Origin of the sequence: Aeromonas molluscorum, from assembly GCF_051376105.1 — a bacterium.
GTDB lineage: Bacteria > Pseudomonadota > Gammaproteobacteria > Enterobacterales > Aeromonadaceae > Aeromonas > Aeromonas molluscorum.
In genome coordinates this window covers 860182-880254 of sequence record NZ_JBPQCY010000001.1, presented here as the reverse complement: position 1 = coordinate 880254, position 20073 = coordinate 860182, and the positions used below count along the sequence as shown (strand labels likewise).

Genomic DNA, 20073 nt, shown 5'->3' with positions numbered 1-20073 from the left:
CAGCCCCTTCACTGCGGGAAAACCGGCTCAGGCTGGGGCTCGATCAGCGGTTTGACCAGCTCTGCCAGCTTGTAGAAGGTCTGCACCCGGGTGGTACTGGGGCGCCACACCAGGCCTATCTCCCGATAAGCTTGTTCACCCGGCAGCGGGATGGCCACCAGATCAGTGTTATCCAGGATGCCGGCGTCTATGGCCATCTGCGGCAAGAAGGTCGTGCCTAACCCGGCGCCGACCATCTGCACGAGCGTGTGCAGGCTGGTGGCGGCAAAGGGATTGATCTTGCTCTTGTCGCGCAGTCGACAGGCGCTCACCGCATGCTCGGTCAGGCAGTGCTCGCGCTCGAGCAGGAAGATGCTCTGACTGGGCAGCTCTTTATAGTCGAACGGCATGTGCAGCCCCGCCGCCATGTCGCTGGGCATCACCATGTGGAAGGGATCCTGACCGACCGGCTTGCAATGGAAACCGCCGATTTCGATGGGTAACGCCAGGATCAGCAGATCGAGCTGCCCCTGCTCCAGCTGCTTGAGCAGGTTGCTGGTGGTGTCTTCACGCAGCAACAGCTCCAGGTCCGGATAGGTTTTGGCGCAGCGCTGCACCAGCTTGCTGAGCAGGAAGGGGGCTATGGTCGGAATGCAGCCGAGCCGCACCGTGCCCTGCATGACGCCACCCTGCTGCTGGCCGAGTTCCATCAGATCCCGGGCGTCGGAAAGCAGGTTTCGGGCCCGCTCGACCACATCCAGGCCGATGGGGGTCATGATGAAGCTTTTGTGGTCGCGCTCCACCAGTTGCAGGTTCATCATGTCCTCCAGGGTCTGGATGCCGGTGCTCAGAGTAGACTGGCTGACATGGCACGCCTTGGCGGCGCGGTTGAAGTTCTTGTGTTCGTCGAGCGCTATCAGATATTGGAGCTGTTTCAGGCTGGGCCAGCGTTGCATAGGAGTACCTGATCCGTTCTATCTATTTAATTTGATTTAACTAATCTAACATTGGTGCCGTTTTTTGTCGCTTTAATAAAGGACGCTGACAGGCTGAAAGCCTCCCTGTGTTCAGCCTGTCGCAAGCTTCATCCCCGGGGATGGCGGGCAAGCGGAGCGGCTGTGCGAGTGACGAATCGGGGTTTGCCAATGAAAAACGCGCCCGAAGGCGCGCTCTTGGGTCGATGGTGCTGCACTCCCATCACTCTTCGAAGATGCCGAAGTGTTCCTTGGAGAAGGCGACGCGCTGCGCCACCGTCATCTTGGTGGAACCCAGCTTCTCTATGGTCTTGAGATTGGGGACCAGGCCGCGGCCGTTGGCTATCTGGATGGCGAGGCCGGGGCGGGCGTTGAGCTCGAGCAGCATGGGGCCACGGAACTTGTCGAGCACCATGTCGGTACCGATATAACCCAGGCCGGACATCTCGTAGCAAGATGCCGCCAGCGTCAGCAAGATATCCCAGTGAGGAACCTTGAGCTCGTACAAGTCCAGGCCGGTGTCCGGGTGGTGGCGCAGGGGGTTGCCAAACTGCACCGCCCGCAGCGCCCGGCCGGTACGCAGGCACAGGCCCACCCCCACGGCGCCCTGATGCAGGTTCGCCTTGCCGTCCGATGCCGCGGTAGAGAGGCGCATCATGGCCATCACCGGGAAGCCCTTGAAGATGATCACCCGGGCATCGGGCACCCCTTCAAACGAGTAGCCGTCGAACACATCATCGAAGTTGATGAGGCCTTCCACCAGCGCCACGTCAGGCTTGCCGCCGAGAGAATAGAGCCCGGCCAGTATGTTGGAGACATGGCGCTCCAGATCCTGGCCATTGGAGGCGCTACCGTTGGGTTTGTAGAAGAGGCCATCTTCCTGGCGCAGGATCACCAATATCCCTTTGCCCCCCGAGCCCCGGGCCGGTTTGATGCAAAAGCCCGGCCACTCCTTGACCAGCTCGGTGATGCGGGCCACATCATGCTGCTCGCGAATGGTCCCGATGAGATCAGGCACTGTCACTCCGGCATCCAGCGCTATCTTCTTGGTCTGCAACTTGTCATCCACTAGTGGATAGAGGTTGCGCGGATTATAGCGGCTGATATAGGTGTGGTTGCGCTTGTTCATGCCGAGGATGCCTGACTGGGCCAGGCTCCACGGGCTGGTGTATTTTTCCCAGAACCACATCTGTTACTTGTCCTTACCCGGTGTGACGCCGGACTTCATCTCATCCACCAGCGGCTTGAAACGCTTGAGCTCGCTCAGTTTGTAACCTGTGTAGTTACCCATCACCAGCACGGTTGCCATCAGCACCAGCTGCAGGCCGAGGAAGTTGAAGGTGAGGTGACGGATCAGCTCGTTGTCCATGGCCAGGTAGGCGATGACCGCCACCAGCAAGGAACCACCGCCTTGGCGGAACACCTCTTTGGATCCCTCTTCTTCCCAGAGGATGGACATGCGCTCTATGGTCCAGGAGAGGATGATCATCGGGAAGAAGGTGATCTTCACCCCGCTGGTCAGTCCCAGCTTGAAGGCCAAGGCCGAGAAGAGACCAATCATCGAGATCACCATGATGATGATCGCCGATATTCGGGCCACCAGCAGCAAGTTGAGCCGCGACAGGTAGGAGCGAATGACAAGACCGGTACCGACGATCAGCAGGAAACCGACCAGCCCCGTGATGAGCTGAGTCTGGATGAAGGCGACTGCAATCAGCACCGGCATGAAGGTGCCCGAGGTTTTGATACCGACCATGACCCGCAGGAACACCACCATCAGCACGCCTATGGGGATCAGCAGCAGACCCTTGAACAGGGCTTGCTCTTCCAGCGGCAAGCTGTGGATGGAGAAGTTCATCATCTCGGACTGCTCGAACTTCTGGGCCAACGCCACACTGACGGGCTGTTCCTGAGCGATCATCGAGAAGGTGACCTTGGAATTATGACCACCGGTCACATCCAGCAGGGCACCGGAGTTGTACTCCCACAGCAGCAGATTGGCGGGGCGGCCCTGTTCGCCGGTCTCCGGGTTGAACAGCTGATAATCGGTCGGGCTGTTGAACACCTGCAAATAGTCGACCAACTCCTGGCGACGGCGACCATCCTCCAGGCTCAGGGCATGGACGACCCGAGTCGGCACGTCGGCGTTGTTGAGCAGTTCGGCAATCAGATTGGCGCGGCTCTTGTGAGATTTCAGCAGTTGGGCGTTCTGCTCCTGCTTCTCGATCTCCTTGATGATCTCGCGGGTCAGGGTGTAACCATCGGCGGATCGCTCCTGGGCGCGTTCGAGGATCTGCTTCATGGCCGTGGCGTAAGGCTCACTCTCGATCTGCTTCTCGATGGCGGGGGGCTGGGCCAGGGCGGCGGGTTTGGCATGGGCATCGGCCATCATGTCGACCCGATAGTAGAGCTCCTGGCGACCGGTCGCGGAGCGGATGGACCACTCGGCCCGGGCATCCCCGTTCTTCTCGACAAACGACAGGCCATAACCCGGACTCGCCGCGTTCTCGTTCATCAGGGTATAACCCGGCTGGGTACCCGGAATGGCCAGGGAGGCGATGACGGGTTCCCCGGTCGCATCGAACTCCAGCTTGGCCTCGATGGACCAGATCTGGCGCTTCTCACCCGGGGTGAGCGGCACGTCCAGGGCAATATGGTGATAGATGGTCATCCCCATGCCGACGATGAACAGCAGGGCAACCAGCAAATAAAACGGCTTACGGGAAACCATGGATTATTTCACATCCTTGAGCTTGGGTTTTGGTTGGATATATTCGCGGGCCACGTCGACCACGGCGATATCTTTCAGGAATTCGCGACCCAACAGCACGGGGAAGGTCATGTCGCTACGGTCTTTCAGGGTAAATTCGGCCTTCTCGGTCATGTCGCCGATGCGCACTGTGAGGCGCACGACGGGGCGACGGTCGAGATCATCGGCAGACGCCTGGCGTACGCGCACATGGCGGACCAGCGGCGCTTCGATCTGGATCTTGTCATCCAACTCCTGATGGCTCAGGAAGAAGCGTACCCAGTTTTTGCCGTTGCGCTCGAAGATGGTGATCTCCTGGGCACTGATGGAGGAGGTGGTTGCCCCGGTATCGACCCGAGCCTGGAAGGCGTCATTGGCGGCATCCACCCAGATCCACTCGGCTTCGCCGACCAACAGCTTGCCATCGACGGTGTGGCCCTGTGCGGGGGCGGCGCACTGCTCAGTCGGCACGACAGGCGGTTTGGGAGGCTGTGCGGGCAGAGTGGCCAGCTTGTTATCGACTTTCTTCACAGATTCTTTCATGTTGACGACATCGGTATTGAGCTGAGTTAGCAGTTGCTGTTGCTGGGCGGTCTGGCGCTCTTGTTGCGCCATGGCGAGCTGGATCTTCTGTTCGCTCAGGCTCAATTCGGTTCTGAGTTCGGCCAGGGTCAGCGGCGGCACTGTGGGCGCCTGTTCCAACTGGGCGCACCCGCCGAGGCTGAGCAGAGAGAGCAGGGTCATTCCTTTCAATTTGCTTTTCATGTCATTCATTTAGCTGTGCTTCCTGGAATTGAATCAGTGTAACTTCCACAACTGCCCTCGGCTAGTCTTTGGCCTTGGTAGCGATTAATACGGCGCGTTTGGGGGCGGGTAGCCCTTCGACGGTGCGGGAGGGATCGGCTGGGTCCAGATAATCTAGCAAGGACTCATTGACCATCCACTCAGTGCGACGCTGTTCGTCCATGCTGGTCATATTTTCATCAACGATGCGCACATCGCAGAAGCCACAGCGTTCCACCCAGCGTTTGAGGGCCAGGCTTGAGGGGATGAACCAGACGTTGCGCATCTTGCCGTAGCGATCCGATGGCACCAGTACCTGCTCCTCATCCCCGTCGATCACCAGCGTCTCCAGCACCAACTCACCACCATCACGCAGTTGATTACGCAGCTGTTCGATGTGTTCTATAGGGGACTTGCGATGATAGAGCACCCCCATGGAGAAGACGGTATCGAAGGCCCGCAGGGTCGGCAGTTCCTGGATGCCGAGCGGCAGCATCTGGGCTCGCTGGTCATTGCCTGCAAAGTGGCGAATGGCCTCGAACTGGCAGAGGAACAGCGGGCTGGGATCGATACCGACCGCAAGCTTTGCGCCTTCCCCGACCATGCGCCACAGGTGGTAGCCACTGCCACAGCCCACGTCCAGTACGTAACGCCCGTCTAGCGGGCTGATGTGGGGCAGCACCCTGTCCCACTTCCAGTCGGACCGCCACTCGGTATCTATGTGGATGCCGTGTACGGTGAAGGGGCCCTTGCGCCAGGGCATAAACTGGCGCAGCAGGCTTTCCACCTTCTTGCGCTCGCCAGCATTCAGGCTCTCGCTGCTGCCTATTTCGACCCGACTTGTCAGTTCTATCTGACCGGGTTCCACCATAGGCAGTTTGTTGAGGGCGCGACTCCAGCGTGGCAGATCACCGTGCAGGTTGTCGTGCTGCCAGGCATGCAGTTGAGCGGGCAGGGTATGCAGCCAATGGCTGAGCCGGGTCTTGGCGATCAATTGATAGAAATTGGCGAAGTCGATCATGGTTTATTGGGCGTCGCTGGATTTGATGGCAATCATGGAACCGAAGTTGAAGCACTGAAACCAGAGATCCTGATGGACGAAGCCGGCACTGCGCAGGCGAGCTCTGTGGGTCGCCAGGCTGTCGGTGCGCATCACATTCTCGAGGGCGGTGCGTTTCTGGCTGATTTCCAGCTCGCTATAGCCGTTGGCCCGCTTGAAATCCAGATGCAGATCGATGAGCAGCTCGTTGACCGGCTCATCGTCGAAGCGAAACTTCTCGCTCAGGATCAGGATACCGCCGGGACGGAGGCCATCAAAGATGCGCTGGATGAGCGCCGCCCGCTGCTTGGGGTCGACAAATTGCAGGGTGAAGTTGAGTACCACCACCGAGGCATCTTCGATGGCGATGTCGCAGATATCAGCCTCGACCAGCTCGACCGGCACCTCGGATTTGAACCCCGAGAGGTGAGCGCGGGCACGCTCTATCATGGGACGGGAGAGATCGACGGCCGTGATGCGGCAACCCGGTTGTGTCAGGTTGCGGCGCATGGCCTGGGTCGCGGCGCCCAGGGAGCAGCCGAGATCGAAGAGGCGACTGTCTGGTTGGGCGTAGCGAGCTGTCATCATGCCGATGGCGGAAATAATGTTGCTGTAACCCGGCACAGAGCGCTGGATCATGTCAGCAAAGACATCGACGACCTGCTCGTCAAAGCAAAAATCGCCCAGTTGGGCGATGGGGGCGGCAAAGATCTGATCATGCATAGTGGTGCAATCCGGCAAGGGATGTGCACATCCCCGGCTTTGTTCAATTTTGGTATTGGCTGACACTCGAATGGTACCGGGAGTCAACGGCTGGCGAAGGGTGACTGGGACTGCTTTTTTGCTGGGCCCCCTGACCGTTCGCACGGGCCATCTGTTGACCCGTCATAGGGGCGTTAGTCTAGAGGATTGCTGGCCATTTGTCTTGAACAGGGCGAAGGGGCCATCGTAAATAATCCACTTTTCCCTGCCGCAGACTAAAACATCAGCACCCCTTGGCGGGCACGATCCACTTCTCCCGGCCAAGGCGCCATTTCTTGGCCGAGCAATTGCACTATTTGACGTGCCAATGCAGGGGCCTGGGCATTGTCTGCGGTATGGACGAACAGATAGAGATCCTTGTCTTCAGCGAGCCATTGGCGCCAATGAGGCAACCAGCTTGGCAGGAAAGGGTGATTGGCGACGGGGTCCGGCAAACCGATGAGGCGCACCACAGGGGCTAGCCCCGTGGCAAGCAGGTGCACCGGCAACTGCGGTTTCTTGCCCTGGGCGTCAATCATGGCGGGCGTGGAGGCGGCAACCGAAAACAGAGGCCGTGAATCGAGCATGATGCGGTTGATGCCTTTTTCCATCAACATGCGATTGAGGGCCCGTTCCGCATCCCCCTTTGCGAAGAAATCGGGGTGGCGTACCTCGATCGCATAGCTGAAATCCCGGGGCAGACGATTGAAAAACTCGGCAAGACGAGGCAAGCCTGAGGGTCCGAAGCGGGCGGGCAGTTGCAGCTTGAGCAGCCCCAGCTTGTGGTGCAGCGGGCCGAGCAGGGCAATGAAGTCACTCACCTGCTTGTCCACGCTGACCAAGTCGCTCTGGTGACTGATGGTTTGCGGAAACTTGAAGGCGAAACGAAATTCATCGGGCACCGCCTCGCTCCAGCGCCGCACCGTCTCCGGGGTCGGCAGGGCATAGAAGGTGGTATTGCCTTCTACCGTGTTGAACACCCGGGCGTAGTCGGCCAGGTGATCGGCGGGCTTGGCTCCCTGGCCGAGTAATTGACCTGGCCAGGCGGTGTGTGACCATTGGGGCAGGCCCAAAAAGAGGCTCATTGCGGATCCTGTCTGCTGGTTTATCGCGTTTTGCGCCCATTTTTTGCCTTGAGATGTAAAAAACAGGGCAAAGGGGGCTGCTGGCTATTTTACCCAAATGGGGGTTTTCCTCTATAATGCCAGCCCTTTTGTTTGCCAATTTGTTGTTACTCACGCTGCTGTGCGCATATTGTGGCGACGGTAGCGGCCATGAATTGGCCAAACAACGACGCTTTCCGATGCCCTCTGACCGACTGCCCGGCCGCTTGCCAGCCGCCTCTGGTCGAGCCGATATCGGTGGCAGGTGTCCGATCCAGGGGATCGGACGGTATGAGACAGATTTCAAACCGGGTAAGAACCAGCATCTGGCCAGTGGCGAGACAGACGGCGCTGACCTGTCGTGCCCGGCGACTCAGGGTTAACCGTCTCTCTTACAATTTCGAAGGAAGAAGTCCATGCGCTCTATCTATTGCGGACAGGTCAATGAAGCCCATGCCGGGCAGACCATTACATTGTGTGGTTGGGTCCATCGTCGTCGCGACCTTGGCGGTCTGATCTTTATCGATATGCGTGACCGGGAAGGCATAGTGCAAGTCTTCTTCGATCCGGACAAACCGGACGCCTTCGCTCTGGCCTCAGAACTGCGCGGTGAATTCTGCATCCAGGTGACCGGTGTGGTGCGTAGCCGCCCCGATTCCCAGCGCAACAGCGACATGGCCACCGGTGCCATCGAGGTGTTCGGCCACGAACTGACCATCATCAACCGCGCCGAGCCGCTGCCGCTCGACTTCAACCAGGTCAACAGCGAAGAGCAACGCCTCAAGTTCCGTTATCTGGACCTGCGTCGCCCCGAGATGGCCAAGTACCTGAAGACCCGTGCCAAGGCCAGCGCCTTCGTGCGACGCTTCATGGACGAGCAGGGCTTCCTCGACATCGAGACCCCGATGTTGACCAAGGCCACCCCGGAAGGGGCCCGTGACTATCTGGTGCCAAGCCGGGTGCACAAGGGCAAGTTCTACGCTCTGCCGCAGTCCCCGCAGTTGTTCAAGCAGTTGCTGATGATGTCCGGCTTCGATCGCTACTACCAGATCGTCAAGTGCTTCCGCGATGAAGATTTGCGTGCCGACCGTCAGCCGGAGTTCACCCAGATAGACGTGGAGACCTCCTTCATGACCGCACCGCAGGTGCGCGAGCTGATGGAAGAGATGATCCGCCAGCTGTGGCAGCACGTGCTGGCGGTGGATCTGGGCGATTTCCCGGTGATGACCTTTGACGAAGCCATGCGCCGCTTCGGTTCCGACAAACCGGACCTGCGCCTGCCGATGGAGCTGGTCGATGTGGCCGATCTCTTGACCTCAGTCGAGTTCGCCGTGTTTGCCGGCCCTGCCAACGACCCGAAAGGCCGCGTGGCAGCCCTGAAAGTGCCGGGCGGCGCCGAGCTGTCTCGCAAGCAGATCGACGAGTACACCAAGTTTGTCGGTATCTATGGCGCCAAGGGGCTGGCCTGGATGAAGGTCAACGACGCCGCCAGTGGCATCGAAGGGGTGCAGTCTCCGGTGGCCAAGTTCCTCTCTGATGCCATAGTGCGCGAGATCCTGGCCCGTACCGGCGCCATGAGCGGCGACATCATCTTCTTTGGTGCCGACAGCAAGAAGGTGGTAGCCGATGCCATCGGTGCCCTGCGCCTGAAAGTGGGTCGCGATCTGGGTCTGGTCGAGAATTGCTGGAAGCCGCTGTGGGTCATCGACTTCCCCATGTTCGAGGAAGATGGCGAAGGTGGTCTGGCCGCCATGCACCACCCCTTCACCGCCCCGAGCGATCTGAGCCCGAGCGAGCTGAAAGCCAACCCGCTGGGCGCCTATGCCAACGCCTATGACATGGTCATCAACGGTTACGAAGTGGGTGGCGGTTCTGTCCGTATCCACAACAGCGAGATGCAGTCCTGCGTGTTCGATATCCTGGGTATCACTCCGGACGAGCAGCGCCTGAAGTTCGGCTTCCTGCTCGATGCCCTGAAATATGGCACCCCGCCCCATGCCGGCTTGGCATTCGGTCTGGATCGCCTGAGCATGCTGTTGACCGGTACCGACAACATCAAGGATGTCATCGCCTTCCCGAAAACCACCACGGCGTCCTGCCTGATGACGGATGCCCCCAGCTTCGCCAACCCGGCCCAGCTTGGTGAGCTGGCGATTGCCACCGTTGCCAAGGCGGATACCGAGGCGAAAGCCTGAACACATAAATAGAGACCGGGTCGCCATGCGACCCGTATCCCATTGATTTGAAATTATAACGGAGCATTTTTATGGCAGGTCACAGTAAATGGGCCAACATCAAACACCGCAAGGCAGCTCAGGATGCCAAGCGCGGCAAGATCTTCACCAAGCTGATCCGTGAAATCACTACCTCGGCCCGTATCGGCGATCCGGATCCTGCCAACAACCCGCGCCTGCGTGCGGCGGTGACGGCAGCCCTGACCAGCAACATGACCCGCGAAACCATCAACCGCGCCATCGCCCGTGGCGCCGGTGGTGGCGACGGCGAGCAGCTCGAGACCATCGTATACGAAGGCTACGGCCCGGCAGGCTCTGCGGTCATGGTGGAGTGTCTGACCGACAACCGCAACCGTACCGTCGCCGAAGTGCGTCATGCCTTCAGCAAGAGCGGCGGTAACCTGGGCACTGACGGTTCGGTCGCCTATCTGTTCAGCAAGAAAGGGCTGCTGACCTTCGTCGGTGTTGACGAAGATGCCCTGATGGATGCGGCACTGGAAGCGGGCGCCGATGATGTGGTCACCGAAGAGGATGGCTCCATCGAGGTGTACACCACCCCGAACGACTTCGGTACCGTGCTGGATGCGCTGGAAGCCGCCGGCTTCAAGCCCCAGAACGCCGAAGTGACCATGATCCCCTCCACCGAAGCCGAGCTGGATGCGGAAACAGCCCCCAAGCTGATGCGCCTCATCGACATGCTGGAAGATCTGGACGACGTGCAGGAGGTGTACCACAACGGCTCCATCTCCGACGAAGTGGCAGCGACCCTCTGATCGTCAGGTTGCACCTTAGAGGCGGTGGCATCATAACGGTGCCACCTTCCTTTGACGAAGTGGTCGCTTTCCTCTGAAAGTCCACTGAGTACAGACAGCGAACGGCAGCCCATGGGCTGCTGTTTTTTATGATGCCCGCTCATAGCGCCCCGATTTTCATGGCGCGTCGCCTTCCATGGGCTTTTCTCTTAATTTTCACTTAAGTCTCGACTTCTATGATGCCTACCAAGTTTGGCTCCCAGCGAGCCGGTTTTCTGGTTAGTGGAGTCTGTCTATGCGCATCACTATGAGTGCCATCAAGGTTAATGTCCTGCTGGTGCTGTTGTTTACTCTGGTATTCAACTGGCCTATCTTCCTGCACTTTTATCACGCACTCTCTCGTCTTGATCACGTCAAGGTCGGCTTCGTGCTCTCCATTCCGCTGGTGTTGCTGGCGGCGCTCAATCTGGTGTTCCTGCCGTTTAGCATCAAATATCTGCTCAAGCCTTTCTTCAGTGTGCTGATCCTCCTTGGCTCCCTGGCCAGCTACGCCATGCTCAAATATGGGATCGTCTTCGATCAGAACATGGTGCAGAACGTGGTGGAGACCAATGCCGGGGAGGCGAGCTCTTATCTCAATGCTTCTGTCTTGACCTGGTTCATGCTGACGGGAGTGCTGCCGACCCTCTGTCTGCTGCTGCTCAAGATTGAATATCCCACGCGTTGGTACAAGGGGGTGGGCCTGCGGCTGGGGGGAATGGGACTCTCCGCCTTGCTCATCTTCGCCGTGGGGGCCCTCTATTATCAGGACTATGCCTCGGTGGGCCGCAACAATCACACCATGGCCAAGGAGATAGTGCCCGCCAACTATGTCGCTGGCATCTTCAAGTATGTGAAGACCAGCTTCTTCACCCCGGCCATGCCTTTTCTGGCGCTGGGTACCGATGCCGTGGTCGCGGCCGAAGGCCACAGCAAACCGACGTTGATGTTCCTGGTGGTGGGAGAGACGGCGCGCAGCAAGAACTACTCCCTGAACGGTTATGAGAAGCACACCAACGCCTTTACCGACCAGGAGCCGGGCTTGATCTCGTTTTCCCATGTGCTCTCCTGCGGCACCGCGACGGCGGTCTCCGTGCCTTGCATGTTCTCCAACATGACCCGGCGCGAGTATGACGAGAACCGGGCCCGTCATCAGGACGGCCTGCTGGACGTGCTGCAGCATGCCGGGGTAGGGGTGTTGTGGAAGGAGAACGATGGCGGTTGCAAGGGAGTCTGTGATCGGGTGCCGACCCTGGTGGTCGAGCCCAAGGTGCATCCCGAGCTGTGCAAGGGGGATTCTTGCTATGACGCCGTCCTGCTGAAAGATCTGGATCAGCAGATTGCCGGGATGAAGCCGGGCAACAAGCTGGTGGCTTTCCACCTGATGGGCAGCCATGGTCCCACCTATTACCGGCGCTATCCGGCCTCGGAGCGGGCCTTCGTACCAGATTGCCCGCGCAGCGACATCGAGAATTGCACCAACGAGGAGCTGGTCAATACCTATGACAACACCATTCGTTATACCGACAAGGTGATAGGTCAGCTGATCGCTACCCTCAAGGGGCTGGAGCAGGATTACAACGTGGGGCTCATCTATCTGTCGGATCACGGCGAGTCTCTGGGGGCCATGGGGCTCTACCTGCACGGTACTCCCTACAAGTTTGCGCCGGACGATCAGACGGTGGTGCCCATGTTGACCTGGATGGCGCCACGCAGCGCCCAGGAAGATGGCTTGAATCTTGACTGCCTCAAGCAGGAGGCACAGGCCAAGCGTTTCTCCCAGGACAACCTGTTCCACTCTGTGCTTGGCATCATGAACGTCAAAACCAGTGCCTACGATGGCGCCCTGGATCTGTTCAAACCTTGCCGAAGGGGTGTATAGCTAACCGCGAGAGAAGCCCGAAAATGACAACGGCAGCCATTGGCTGCCGTTGTGGTATCTGACGTGCCGACTCAGCGGCGCGCCGTCACTTCTGTTCCATGATGATCTGCAGCAGATCCCCTTCCAGCAGACCGCGCTTGACCAGGGCGAAGCCGCCTATGGTGGGCTGGTTCTGGAAGCGGGCCTTCACTATGGGCAGGCCACGGTGGAAGCTTGGCAGGGACTGATGCTCGACGCAGCGACGGATAGCCGGGAACAAGATCTCCTCGGCTTCGGTGATTTCGCCTGCGATCAGTACCTTCTGCGGGTTGAACAGGTTGACCGTGATGGCCACGGCCCGGCCCAGATGTTCACCCACATTCTCAATCACGCTGCGCGCCAGTTCATCACCGGCCAGGGCTGCCTTGCAGACTTCCTGGATGCTGATGTATTTGTCCTGCAGGCTGCTTTGGTGGCCGCGGCTGATCAGCTCCTTCACCTTGTCGACAATGGCCTCGTTGGAGGCGATCGTTTCCAGGCAACCAAAGTTGCCGCAGTGGCAGCGCTTGCCGAGCGGTTCGACCTGAATGTGGCCTATCTCGCCGACGTTGCGGTTCTGACCGAGAAACACCTTGCCCTTGGTGATGATGCCCGAACCCGCCCCCTGGTGAACACTGACCAGAATGGAGTCCATGCAATCGCGGGATTCACCAAAGAAGTGCTCGGCCAGTGCCAGGGAGCGAGTGTCGTTGCCGACATAGCAGGGCAGGTTGAAGTGGTTCTCCAGCAACTTGGCCAGGGCCAGGTTGCGGATCTGATATTTGGGGGTATAGATGACCATGCCCGATTCAGGGTTGACCAGGCCCGGCATGGTGAGCGCGATGCTGATGAGATTGCGGCTGCGTTCCTGATGAGCGTCGATGAAGGCGCCAATTTCGCGCAGCAGCATATCGACCACGGGTTGCTGGTCTATCTCGGTCACTTCGGTGATGTGCTGGTCGAGTTCCTTGCCATCGAGATCATAGAGACTCAGTTGCAGGTAGCCTCGACCCAACTTGGCGGACACAAACTGAAACCGATTCTTGATGGTGGTGAGGGAGATGGCACGCCGCCCGCCGGTTGAGGCTTGCGGTGAGGTCTCCTTGATCAGACCATGCTCGATCAGTTGCCGGGTTATCTTGGTCACGCTGGCCGGGGCCAGGTGACTCAACTCGGCAATCTTGACCCGGGAGATGGGGCCTTGCAGGTCGATGAGCCGATATACGGCTGCACAATTGACCTGCTTGATAAGGTCTACGTTTGCTATTTGTCCGCCAGTCATGATGTCACTGTTGTGTGTAGTGTCCGTTAACCACGGTCCCGAGGACCTTGAAGGCCTGATCGAAGACGGTGAGGTTGGCTATCTTGCCGACCTGGATACTACCGAGACGTGAGTCCCATCCAATGGCGCGTGCAGGGTATAGGGTGGCCATTCTCAGCGCTTCGGCGAGGGGTAACCCCACCTGTTTGACCAGATTTTCCACCCCTTCAATCATGGTGAGGGCAGAGCCGCCGAGTGTACCATTCTCATCGACGCACTGACCATCACGGAAATAGACGGTGGCGCCACAAAAATCAAATTTCTCAAAGCCTTCCGGCGCACCGGCCGGGGCGGTGGCATCGGTCACCAGCACCAGTCGCTCCCCCAGCACCTTGTGGGCGAGGCGGACGTTGGCCCAGTGCACATGATGGCCATCGACGATGACACCCGTGTAGACATCATCCCTGTCATAAATGGCACCGACCACGCCCGGCTCGCGGCCGTTCACCGTCGGCGTCATGGCGTTGTAGAGGTGAGTCGCAAAGCGCATGCCGCTGTCAAACCCGGCCATGGCCTGCTCGTAGCTGGCGGCGGTGTGACCTGCTGAGACCAGGATGCCGGCCTCCACCAGGCGACGGATGTGCTCCGGGTTGTTGCGCTCGGGGGCTAGGGTGATCTTGGCGATGGCGTCACCGTTGGCGCAGAAGAAGTCGATCATCTCGTCGGCGGGCTGGCGGATCTGATCCGCCGGGTGTATGCCCTTGCGCTTGAGGTTGGTGTAGGGCCCTTCCAGATGCACCCCCAGCACCTCATTGGCGCGCGCCTGCATGTAACTGCGGGTGACCGCGACCGCCTGTTTCATGTCCGCATCGGGACTGGTGATCAGGGTCGGCAGGTAGCTGGTGGTGCCGGATTTGAGGTTGGCCGCCTGCATGGTGGCCAGCGTTTCTGTGGTGATCTCGGCGTTGAACATGACACCGCCGCAGCCATTGAGCTGCAAGTCGATGAAGCCGGCACTGAGGTTGGCGCCATCCAGATCGTGGCGAGCCACGTCCGGCGGCAGCGCCGCCAGGGGCTTGATGGCGACTATCTGGTTGCCATCGATGAGTACCCCATGGCCGGTCAGCACTTCGCTGCCGGTGTAGAGGGTGCAGTTGGTCAATGCGTACATGGCGTTATCCTCACAGACGACCGATGTTGTCCGCTTCCAGTTGTTGGAAATAGCGGACTGTCTTGACTTTCAGCTCCATGGTGGACGGCTCGTCGCACACCATCATGCCCTTCGGATGCAGTTGCAGGGTGGAGATGGTCCACATGTGGTTGACGCAGCCTTCGACGGCCGCCTGCAGGGCCTGGGCCTTGGCGTGGCCGATAACCAGGATCAGTATCTCCTCGGCATCCATCAGGGTGCCCACGCCCACGGTCAGGGCCAGCTTGGGGACCTGCTCCATGTCGCCACCGAAGAAGCGGGAGTTGGCGATGCGGGTATCCTCGGTCAGGGTCTTGACCCGGGTGCGGGAGGCCAGGGAAGAGGCCGGTTCATTGAAGGCGATGTGACCGTCGTTGCCAACGCCACCCATGAACAGATGGATCCGGCCATAGGACTTGATTTTGTCTTCGTAGCGTTTGCACTCGGCCACCAGATCCTCTGCGTTGCCGTTGAGGATATTGATGTTTTCCGGGCGAATATTGACGTGACTGAAGAAGTTGTTGTGCATGAAGCTGTGGTAGGACTCGGGGTGCTCCTTGGCCAGGCCAACGTACTCGTCCATGTTGAAGGTCACCACGTGTTCGAAGCTGACCTCACCCGCTTTGTGCAACTCAATCAGGCGCTTGTAGGTGTTGAGCGGCGTGCCGCCAGTGGGTAGACCCAACACGAAGGGGCGCTCGGCGGTCGGCTGGAAAGCATTGATGCGGTCGACGATATAACGGGCAGACCACAGACCGACTTGGCTGGCTGACTTGAGTGGGATCAGGCGCATTTCGAGTACCTCTAGTTGTTGTCACCGGCATGGGCACGATGGTAAGACGTAATGACAAAGCTTAGTTGTTTTATAGCGTAAATAAAGATTGGGAACTAAGCCACATCTATCCACTACCTTTATGTCGTTTGGGTGATAATGATCACGATTATGGCTTTATTAATTTGCGAAGCGAAATAAAAGACCTAGACTGCCAATCAAGCCTTGATGGCTTATGCGTCGAACGTAATAAGCACTTAATTTATAGAAAAACATTAACTAAGGAGAGGAACCGTGAACATTCTCGGTTATTTACAGAAGATCGGCCGTGCCCTGATGGTACCGGTAGCGGTATTGCCCGCCGCAGCGATCCTGATGGGTATAGGTTACTGGATTGACCCGAATGGTTGGGGTGGCGGCAGCCCTTTGGCCGCGTTCCTGATCAAGGCCGGTGCCGCCATCATCGACAGCATGCCGATCCTGTTCGCGGTCGGTGTCGCTTACGGTATGTCCAAAGATAAAGATGGTTCCGCCGCCCTGGCCGGCCTGGTCGGTTTCCTGGTGGTCACCACCTTGCTGAGCCCGGGCGCCGTTGCCCAGCTGCAAGGTATCCCGCTCGAGCAGGTTCCTGCTGCCTTTGGCAAGATCAGCAACCAGTTCATCGGTATCCTGACCGGTGTCATCGCGGCTGAGCTGTACAACCGATTCAGCAGCGTCGAGCTGCACAAGGCGCTGGCCTTCTTCTCCGGCCGTCGCCTGGTCCCCATCATCACCTCCGTGGTCATGATGGCAGTCTCCTTCGTGCTGATGGCCGTATGGCCTGTCATCTACGGTGGTCTGGTTCACTTCGGCGAATCCATCGTCGGCATGGGCTCTACCGGTGCCGGTATCTATGCCTTCTTCAACCGCCTGCTGATCCCGATCGGTCTGCACCACGCCCTGAACTCCGTGTTCTGGTTCGACGTGGCTGGCATCAACGATATCCCGAACTTCCTGGGCGGTCAGAGCTCCATCGATGCCGGTAAAGCGGTCGCCGGTGTGACTGGTATGTACCAGGCTGGCTTCTTCCCCATCATGATGTTCGGTCTGCCGGGCGCCGCCCTGGCCATTTACCACAGCGCCAAGAAAGAGAACAAAGAGAAAGTCGCCTCCATCATGATCGCAGCCGCCTTCGCTGCCTTCTTCACCGGTGTGACTGAACCTCTCGAATTCTCCTTCATGTTCGTGGCCCCCGTGCTCTATGTGATCCACGCCATACTGACTGGTATCTCGGTGTTCATCGCGGCCAGCATGCATTGGATTGCCGGTTTCGGTTTCAGTGCCGGTCTGGTGGATATGGTGCTCTCCAGCCGCAACCCGCTGGCCGTCAACTGGTACATGTTGTTGCTGCAAGGTCTGGTGTTCTTCGGCATCTACTACAGCGTGTTCCGTCTGGTCATCGTCAAGCTGAACCTGAAAACTCCGGGTCGTGAAGACGACGAAGCCATCCCGGCCAAGGCCGTGATCACCGACCGTACCGAGCTTGCCAAGCAGTATCTGGAAGTGCTGGGTGGTCATGACAACCTGGTCACTATCGATGCCTGCATCACCCGTCTGCGTCTGACCCTGAAAGACCGCAGCATCGTCGACGAGCGTCAGCTCAAGGCCCTCGGCGCGGCCGGTGTGGTCAAGCTGGGTGAACAGAACCTGCAAGTGATTCTGGGCCCCTTGGCCGAGATCATTGCCGGTGAGATGAAAGCCCTGCGTTAAGTGTTACCCGGACGGGCGTCTCCTCCTGCCCGTCCGCTCAAGCTAAGTCCATTGTTGACATAAATAGGGCCCCGCCTATGGGGCCCACCATAAAAAAAGCCAAGCAATTCCAATCTTTACTTCAACCAAGAGCAGCAGTTATGAAACTCAAGATCTCTCTCTTAGCCCTCGCTATGTCTGGCGTTTTTGCCGCGCCAGCCATGGCCGCCGATGCCGCCAACCAGGCCCTGGTCGATTCCCTCGCAAGCAACCTCGTCATCAAGTACGAAGTCGTCACCAATGATGGTGCCGGCGCCGGTCTGGATTGTCAGGCGCTCGGGTCCGAATGGGCCAGTTGTGGCGTGGCCAAACTGCACCTGACCAATCAGGGCGCAGAGGTTAATTCCAAGGATTGGGAGATCTATGTCTCCTCCATCCGTCGCATTCAACGGATCGACAACGATCAGTTTGCCATCGAGCATCTGACCGGCGACCTCTATCGCCTGACCCCGACCGACAAGTTCCAGGGCTTTGCCAAGGATGCCACTGTCGAAGTGCCTTTGGTCGTGGAGTATTGGGTACTGTTCGAATCTGACATCATGCCAAGCTGGTATGTCTCCGCCGAGGGGGCTGAACCCAAGGTGATTGCGAGCATGGGCAACATCGATGATGCCACCAGCTATGAGAAGCCGATGCCGGCCGATGGCTGGAAGCGCACCAAGGATGACAACAACGTTCTGATGAATGCGCAGACCCGTTATGAGGCCAACCGCACCAGCACGCTGCTCTCTGCACAGCAAATTGACAACCAGATACTGCCGACCCCGGCAAAACAGGTCATCAAGGTGGGCCCGCAGGTGGATCTCGCCAGCATCAAGCTCGATGCCCTGGACCTGCCGACCGATCGCGCGGAGGCCATCAAGGCGCAACTGACCAAGCTGGGGGTGACCCTCTCCGACACCGGCTATCCCGTGACCATCAAGCTCGGCAGCAAGGTCAAACAGGCCGAAGGCTATCAGCTCGACATCGGCAAGGATGGCGCCATCATCCGTGGTCACGATGTCAATGGCGCCTTCTGGGGGACCCAGTCGCTCATCTCCCTGATCGGGGTCGATGACAAGCTGGTCAGCCAGATGAGCGTCGAGGATGCGCCGCGCTTTGAATACCGGGGCATGCAGACCGACGTGGCCCGCCACTTCAGGACGCCGCAGACCCTGCACAAGCTGATCGACCAGATGTCGGCCACCAAGCTCAACGTGCTGCATCTGGGATTGACCAACGATGAGGGCTGGCGCCTGGAGATCCCGGGTCTGCCGGAGCTGACCGAGGTCGGTGCCGAGCGTTGCCACGATTTGTCCGAAACCAAGTGTCTGCTGCCACAGTTGGGCTCGGGTCCGGCTGCGGACAACCAGGGCTCCGGTTTCTACAGCAAGGCGGATTACATCGAGCTGGTGCGCTATGCCAAGGCGCGCGGCGTGACCGTCATCCCCGAGATCAACATGCCGGCCCATGCCCGGGCCGCAGTGGTCTCCATGGAAGCCCGTTACCAGCGACTCATGACCGAAGGCAAAGAGGCCGAAGCGAACCAGTATCGCCTCACCGACCCGGCCGATACCTCCAAGGTCACCTCGGTGCAGTTCTACGACAAGATGTCCTTCATCAACCCCTGCCAGCCGGGCGCCACCACCTTCGTGGCCAAGGTGATGGATGAAGTGGCCCAGATGCATCAGGCAGCCGGTCAGCCGCTGACCGCCTGGCACTATGGCGGTGACGAGGCCAAAAACATCATGCTGGGCGGGGGTTATCAGGATCCGGCCACGACCAAGCCCGCCGATCTGGTGGCCTGGAAGGGCAATACCGACTGGAGCAAACAGGACAAGCCCTTTGGCAAGTCCCCCCTGTGCCAGAAGATGATTGCCGACGGCAAGATTGCCGATGTGCAGGAGTTGCCGGTCTATTTCGCCAAGGAAGTGAGCGAGATGGTCAAGGGTCACGGCTTCTCCACCCTGCAGGCGTGGGAAGATGGTCTGAAGTATGCCAAGGGAGCCAAGGATTTCGCCACCGGCAGCACCCGGGTCAACTTCTGGGAAACCCTCTACTGGGGCGGCTTCAACGAAGCGATGAAGTGGGCTCACAATGGTTATGAAGTGGTGCTCTCCAACCCGGACTACCTCTATTTCGATTTCCCGAACGAGGTGCATCCGGCCGAGCGCGGCTACTACTGGGCGACCCGCTTCAATGACACCCGCAAGGTGTTTGCCTTCGCCCCGGAAAACTTGCCGCAGAACGCCGAGACCTCGGTCGACCGGGATGGCAATGCCTTCGTCGCCAAGGGCGATCAGGATGCCGTCAAGTTCAAGGGGATGTCCGGTCAGTTGTGGAGCGAAACGGTTCGCACCGACGCCCAGTATGAGTACATGGTCTATCCGCGCATCTTCTCGGTGGCCGAGCGCGCCTGGCACAAAGGTGGCTTCGAGCTGCCCTACGTGAAGGGCCGCGAGTTCTCCGGTGAAACCACGTTCGTCAACAAGGCGACCCTGGCCAAGGAGTGGAACCGCTTTGCCAACCTGCTGGGCCAGCGCCAGTTGCCGAAACTGGATGTCCAGGGTGTCGAGTATCGCCTCTCCGTGCCGGGTGCCAGGGTCGTTGACGGCGTGCTCAATGCGAACGTGGACTTGCCGGGTCTGCCCATCCAGTACAGCCTGGATGGCAAGCACTGGAACGCCTATGACGCGGCGGCCAAGCCGACCGTGAATGGCAAGGTGTGGCTGCGTACCACCAGTTTCGATGGCAAGCGTACCGGTCGGGTGACCGAGCTGAACTGATGGTT

At 59.1% G+C, this 20073-nt stretch carries 15 protein-coding genes; 5 read left to right on the top strand and 10 right to left on the bottom strand.

The genetic code is table 11. The features are described 5' to 3' along the window. Positions 1 to 8: 8 nt before the first annotated feature. From ACSMDR_RS04170 to ACSMDR_RS04140, 7 genes are all read right to left on the bottom strand, one after another. Complete coding sequence (locus tag ACSMDR_RS04170; protein ID WP_005894392.1) at positions 9 to 935, bottom strand: hydrogen peroxide-inducible genes activator; 927 nt, start codon at positions 933 to 935, stop codon at positions 9 to 11. 241 nt (positions 936 to 1176) lie between these two features. Further along, positions 1177 to 2142, bottom strand: coding sequence for an alpha-L-glutamate ligase-like protein (locus tag ACSMDR_RS04165; RefSeq protein WP_005894394.1), 966 nt, complete (start codon positions 2140 to 2142; stop codon positions 1177 to 1179). Between the two features lie 3 nt (positions 2143 to 2145). Beyond that, positions 2146 to 3684, bottom strand: coding sequence for an inactive transglutaminase family protein (locus ACSMDR_RS04160; RefSeq protein ID WP_436467163.1), 1539 nt, complete (start codon positions 3682 to 3684; stop codon positions 2146 to 2148). A 3-nt stretch (positions 3685 to 3687) separates the two neighbouring features. Beyond that, positions 3688 to 4476 (bottom strand): ATP-dependent zinc protease family protein, encoded by a 789-nt coding sequence (locus ACSMDR_RS04155; protein WP_495549117.1) that lies wholly within the window; start codon positions 4474 to 4476, stop codon positions 3688 to 3690. Positions 4477 to 4528: 52 nt separating this feature from the next. Next, positions 4529 to 5506 (bottom strand): tRNA 5-methoxyuridine(34)/uridine 5-oxyacetic acid(34) synthase CmoB, encoded by a 978-nt coding sequence (gene cmoB, locus ACSMDR_RS04150; RefSeq protein ID WP_436467161.1) that lies wholly within the window; start codon positions 5504 to 5506, stop codon positions 4529 to 4531. Positions 5507 to 5509: 3 nt separating this feature from the next. Continuing rightward, positions 5510 to 6247: a carboxy-S-adenosyl-L-methionine synthase CmoA gene (gene cmoA / locus ACSMDR_RS04145; protein ID WP_005894813.1), complete on the bottom strand. Its 738-nt coding sequence runs from the start codon at positions 6245 to 6247 to the stop codon at positions 5510 to 5512. Between the two features lie 254 nt (positions 6248 to 6501). Then, entirely contained in the window at positions 6502 to 7350 is an 849-nt protein-coding gene (locus tag ACSMDR_RS04140; RefSeq protein WP_436467159.1) for a DUF72 domain-containing protein, read from the bottom strand. Between the two features lie 434 nt (positions 7351 to 7784). Between ACSMDR_RS04140 and aspS the strand changes: the two genes are divergently transcribed. From aspS to ACSMDR_RS04125, 3 genes are all read left to right on the top strand, one after another. Next, the gene (aspS, locus tag ACSMDR_RS04135) at positions 7785 to 9563 is read left to right on the top strand and encodes an aspartate--tRNA ligase (RefSeq protein ID WP_436467158.1); all 1779 of its coding nucleotides are present in this window, start codon (positions 7785 to 7787) and stop codon (positions 9561 to 9563) included. A gap of 71 nt (positions 9564 to 9634) precedes the next feature. After that, positions 9635 to 10375, top strand: coding sequence for a YebC/PmpR family DNA-binding transcriptional regulator (locus tag ACSMDR_RS04130; protein ID WP_005894821.1), 741 nt, complete (start codon positions 9635 to 9637; stop codon positions 10373 to 10375). Between the two features lie 274 nt (positions 10376 to 10649). Continuing rightward, positions 10650 to 12275 (top strand): phosphoethanolamine transferase, encoded by a 1626-nt coding sequence (locus tag ACSMDR_RS04125; RefSeq protein WP_436467155.1) that lies wholly within the window; start codon positions 10650 to 10652, stop codon positions 12273 to 12275. Positions 12276 to 12360: 85 nt separating this feature from the next. On the opposite strand, the gene nagC is transcribed toward ACSMDR_RS04125, so the two are convergent. The 3 genes from nagC to nagB are packed head-to-tail and all read right to left on the bottom strand — an operon-like array spanning position 12361 to position 15536. Next, positions 12361 to 13575, bottom strand: coding sequence for a DNA-binding transcriptional regulator NagC (gene nagC / locus ACSMDR_RS04120; protein ID WP_005894827.1), 1215 nt, complete (start codon positions 13573 to 13575; stop codon positions 12361 to 12363). A 4-nt stretch (positions 13576 to 13579) separates the two neighbouring features. Beyond that, positions 13580 to 14725, bottom strand: coding sequence for an N-acetylglucosamine-6-phosphate deacetylase (gene nagA, locus ACSMDR_RS04115; RefSeq protein ID WP_436467154.1), 1146 nt, complete (start codon positions 14723 to 14725; stop codon positions 13580 to 13582). Between the two features lie 10 nt (positions 14726 to 14735). Further along, positions 14736 to 15536, bottom strand: a complete 801-nt coding sequence (nagB, locus tag ACSMDR_RS04110; protein ID WP_436467152.1) for a glucosamine-6-phosphate deaminase — start codon at positions 15534 to 15536, stop codon at positions 14736 to 14738. A gap of 273 nt (positions 15537 to 15809) precedes the next feature. Between nagB and nagE the strand changes: the two genes are divergently transcribed. Beyond that, complete coding sequence (gene nagE / locus ACSMDR_RS04105; RefSeq protein ID WP_005894835.1) at positions 15810 to 17264, top strand: N-acetylglucosamine-specific PTS transporter subunit IIBC; 1455 nt, start codon at positions 15810 to 15812, stop codon at positions 17262 to 17264. Positions 17265 to 17404: 140 nt separating this feature from the next. Then, positions 17405 to 20068, top strand: a complete 2664-nt coding sequence (locus ACSMDR_RS04100) for a beta-N-acetylhexosaminidase (RefSeq protein WP_436467151.1) — start codon at positions 17405 to 17407, stop codon at positions 20066 to 20068. The last annotated feature ends 5 nt before the right edge of the window (positions 20069 to 20073 follow it).

Bases quoted from the DNA above. Each gene is read 5' to 3' on its own strand.
- ACSMDR_RS04170 (WP_005894392.1), bottom strand. From the start codon at position 935: ATGCAACGCTGGCCCAGCCTGAAACAGCTCCAATATCTGATAGCGCTC.
- ACSMDR_RS04165 (WP_005894394.1), bottom strand. From the start codon at position 2,142: ATGTGGTTCTGGGAAAAATACACCAGCCCGTGGAGCCTGGCCCAGTCA.
- ACSMDR_RS04160 (WP_436467163.1), bottom strand. From the start codon at position 3,684: ATGGTTTCCCGTAAGCCGTTTTATTTGCTGGTTGCCCTGCTGTTCATC.
- ACSMDR_RS04155 (WP_495549117.1), bottom strand. From the start codon at position 4,476: ATGAATGACATGAAAAGCAAATTGAAAGGAATGACCCTGCTCTCTCTG.
- cmoB (WP_436467161.1), bottom strand. From the start codon at position 5,506: ATGATCGACTTCGCCAATTTCTATCAATTGATCGCCAAGACCCGGCTC.
- cmoA (WP_005894813.1), bottom strand. From the start codon at position 6,247: ATGCATGATCAGATCTTTGCCGCCCCCATCGCCCAACTGGGCGATTTT.
- ACSMDR_RS04140 (WP_436467159.1), bottom strand. From the start codon at position 7,350: ATGAGCCTCTTTTTGGGCCTGCCCCAATGGTCACACACCGCCTGGCCA.
- aspS (WP_436467158.1), top strand. From the start codon at position 7,785: ATGCGCTCTATCTATTGCGGACAGGTCAATGAAGCCCATGCCGGGCAG.
- ACSMDR_RS04130 (WP_005894821.1), top strand. From the start codon at position 9,635: ATGGCAGGTCACAGTAAATGGGCCAACATCAAACACCGCAAGGCAGCT.
- ACSMDR_RS04125 (WP_436467155.1), top strand. From the start codon at position 10,650: ATGCGCATCACTATGAGTGCCATCAAGGTTAATGTCCTGCTGGTGCTG.
- nagC (WP_005894827.1), bottom strand. From the start codon at position 13,575: ATGACTGGCGGACAAATAGCAAACGTAGACCTTATCAAGCAGGTCAAT.
- nagA (WP_436467154.1), bottom strand. From the start codon at position 14,725: ATGTACGCATTGACCAACTGCACCCTCTACACCGGCAGCGAAGTGCTG.
- nagB (WP_436467152.1), bottom strand. From the start codon at position 15,536: ATGCGCCTGATCCCACTCAAGTCAGCCAGCCAAGTCGGTCTGTGGTCT.
- ACSMDR_RS04100 (WP_436467151.1), top strand. From the start codon at position 17,405: ATGAAACTCAAGATCTCTCTCTTAGCCCTCGCTATGTCTGGCGTTTTT.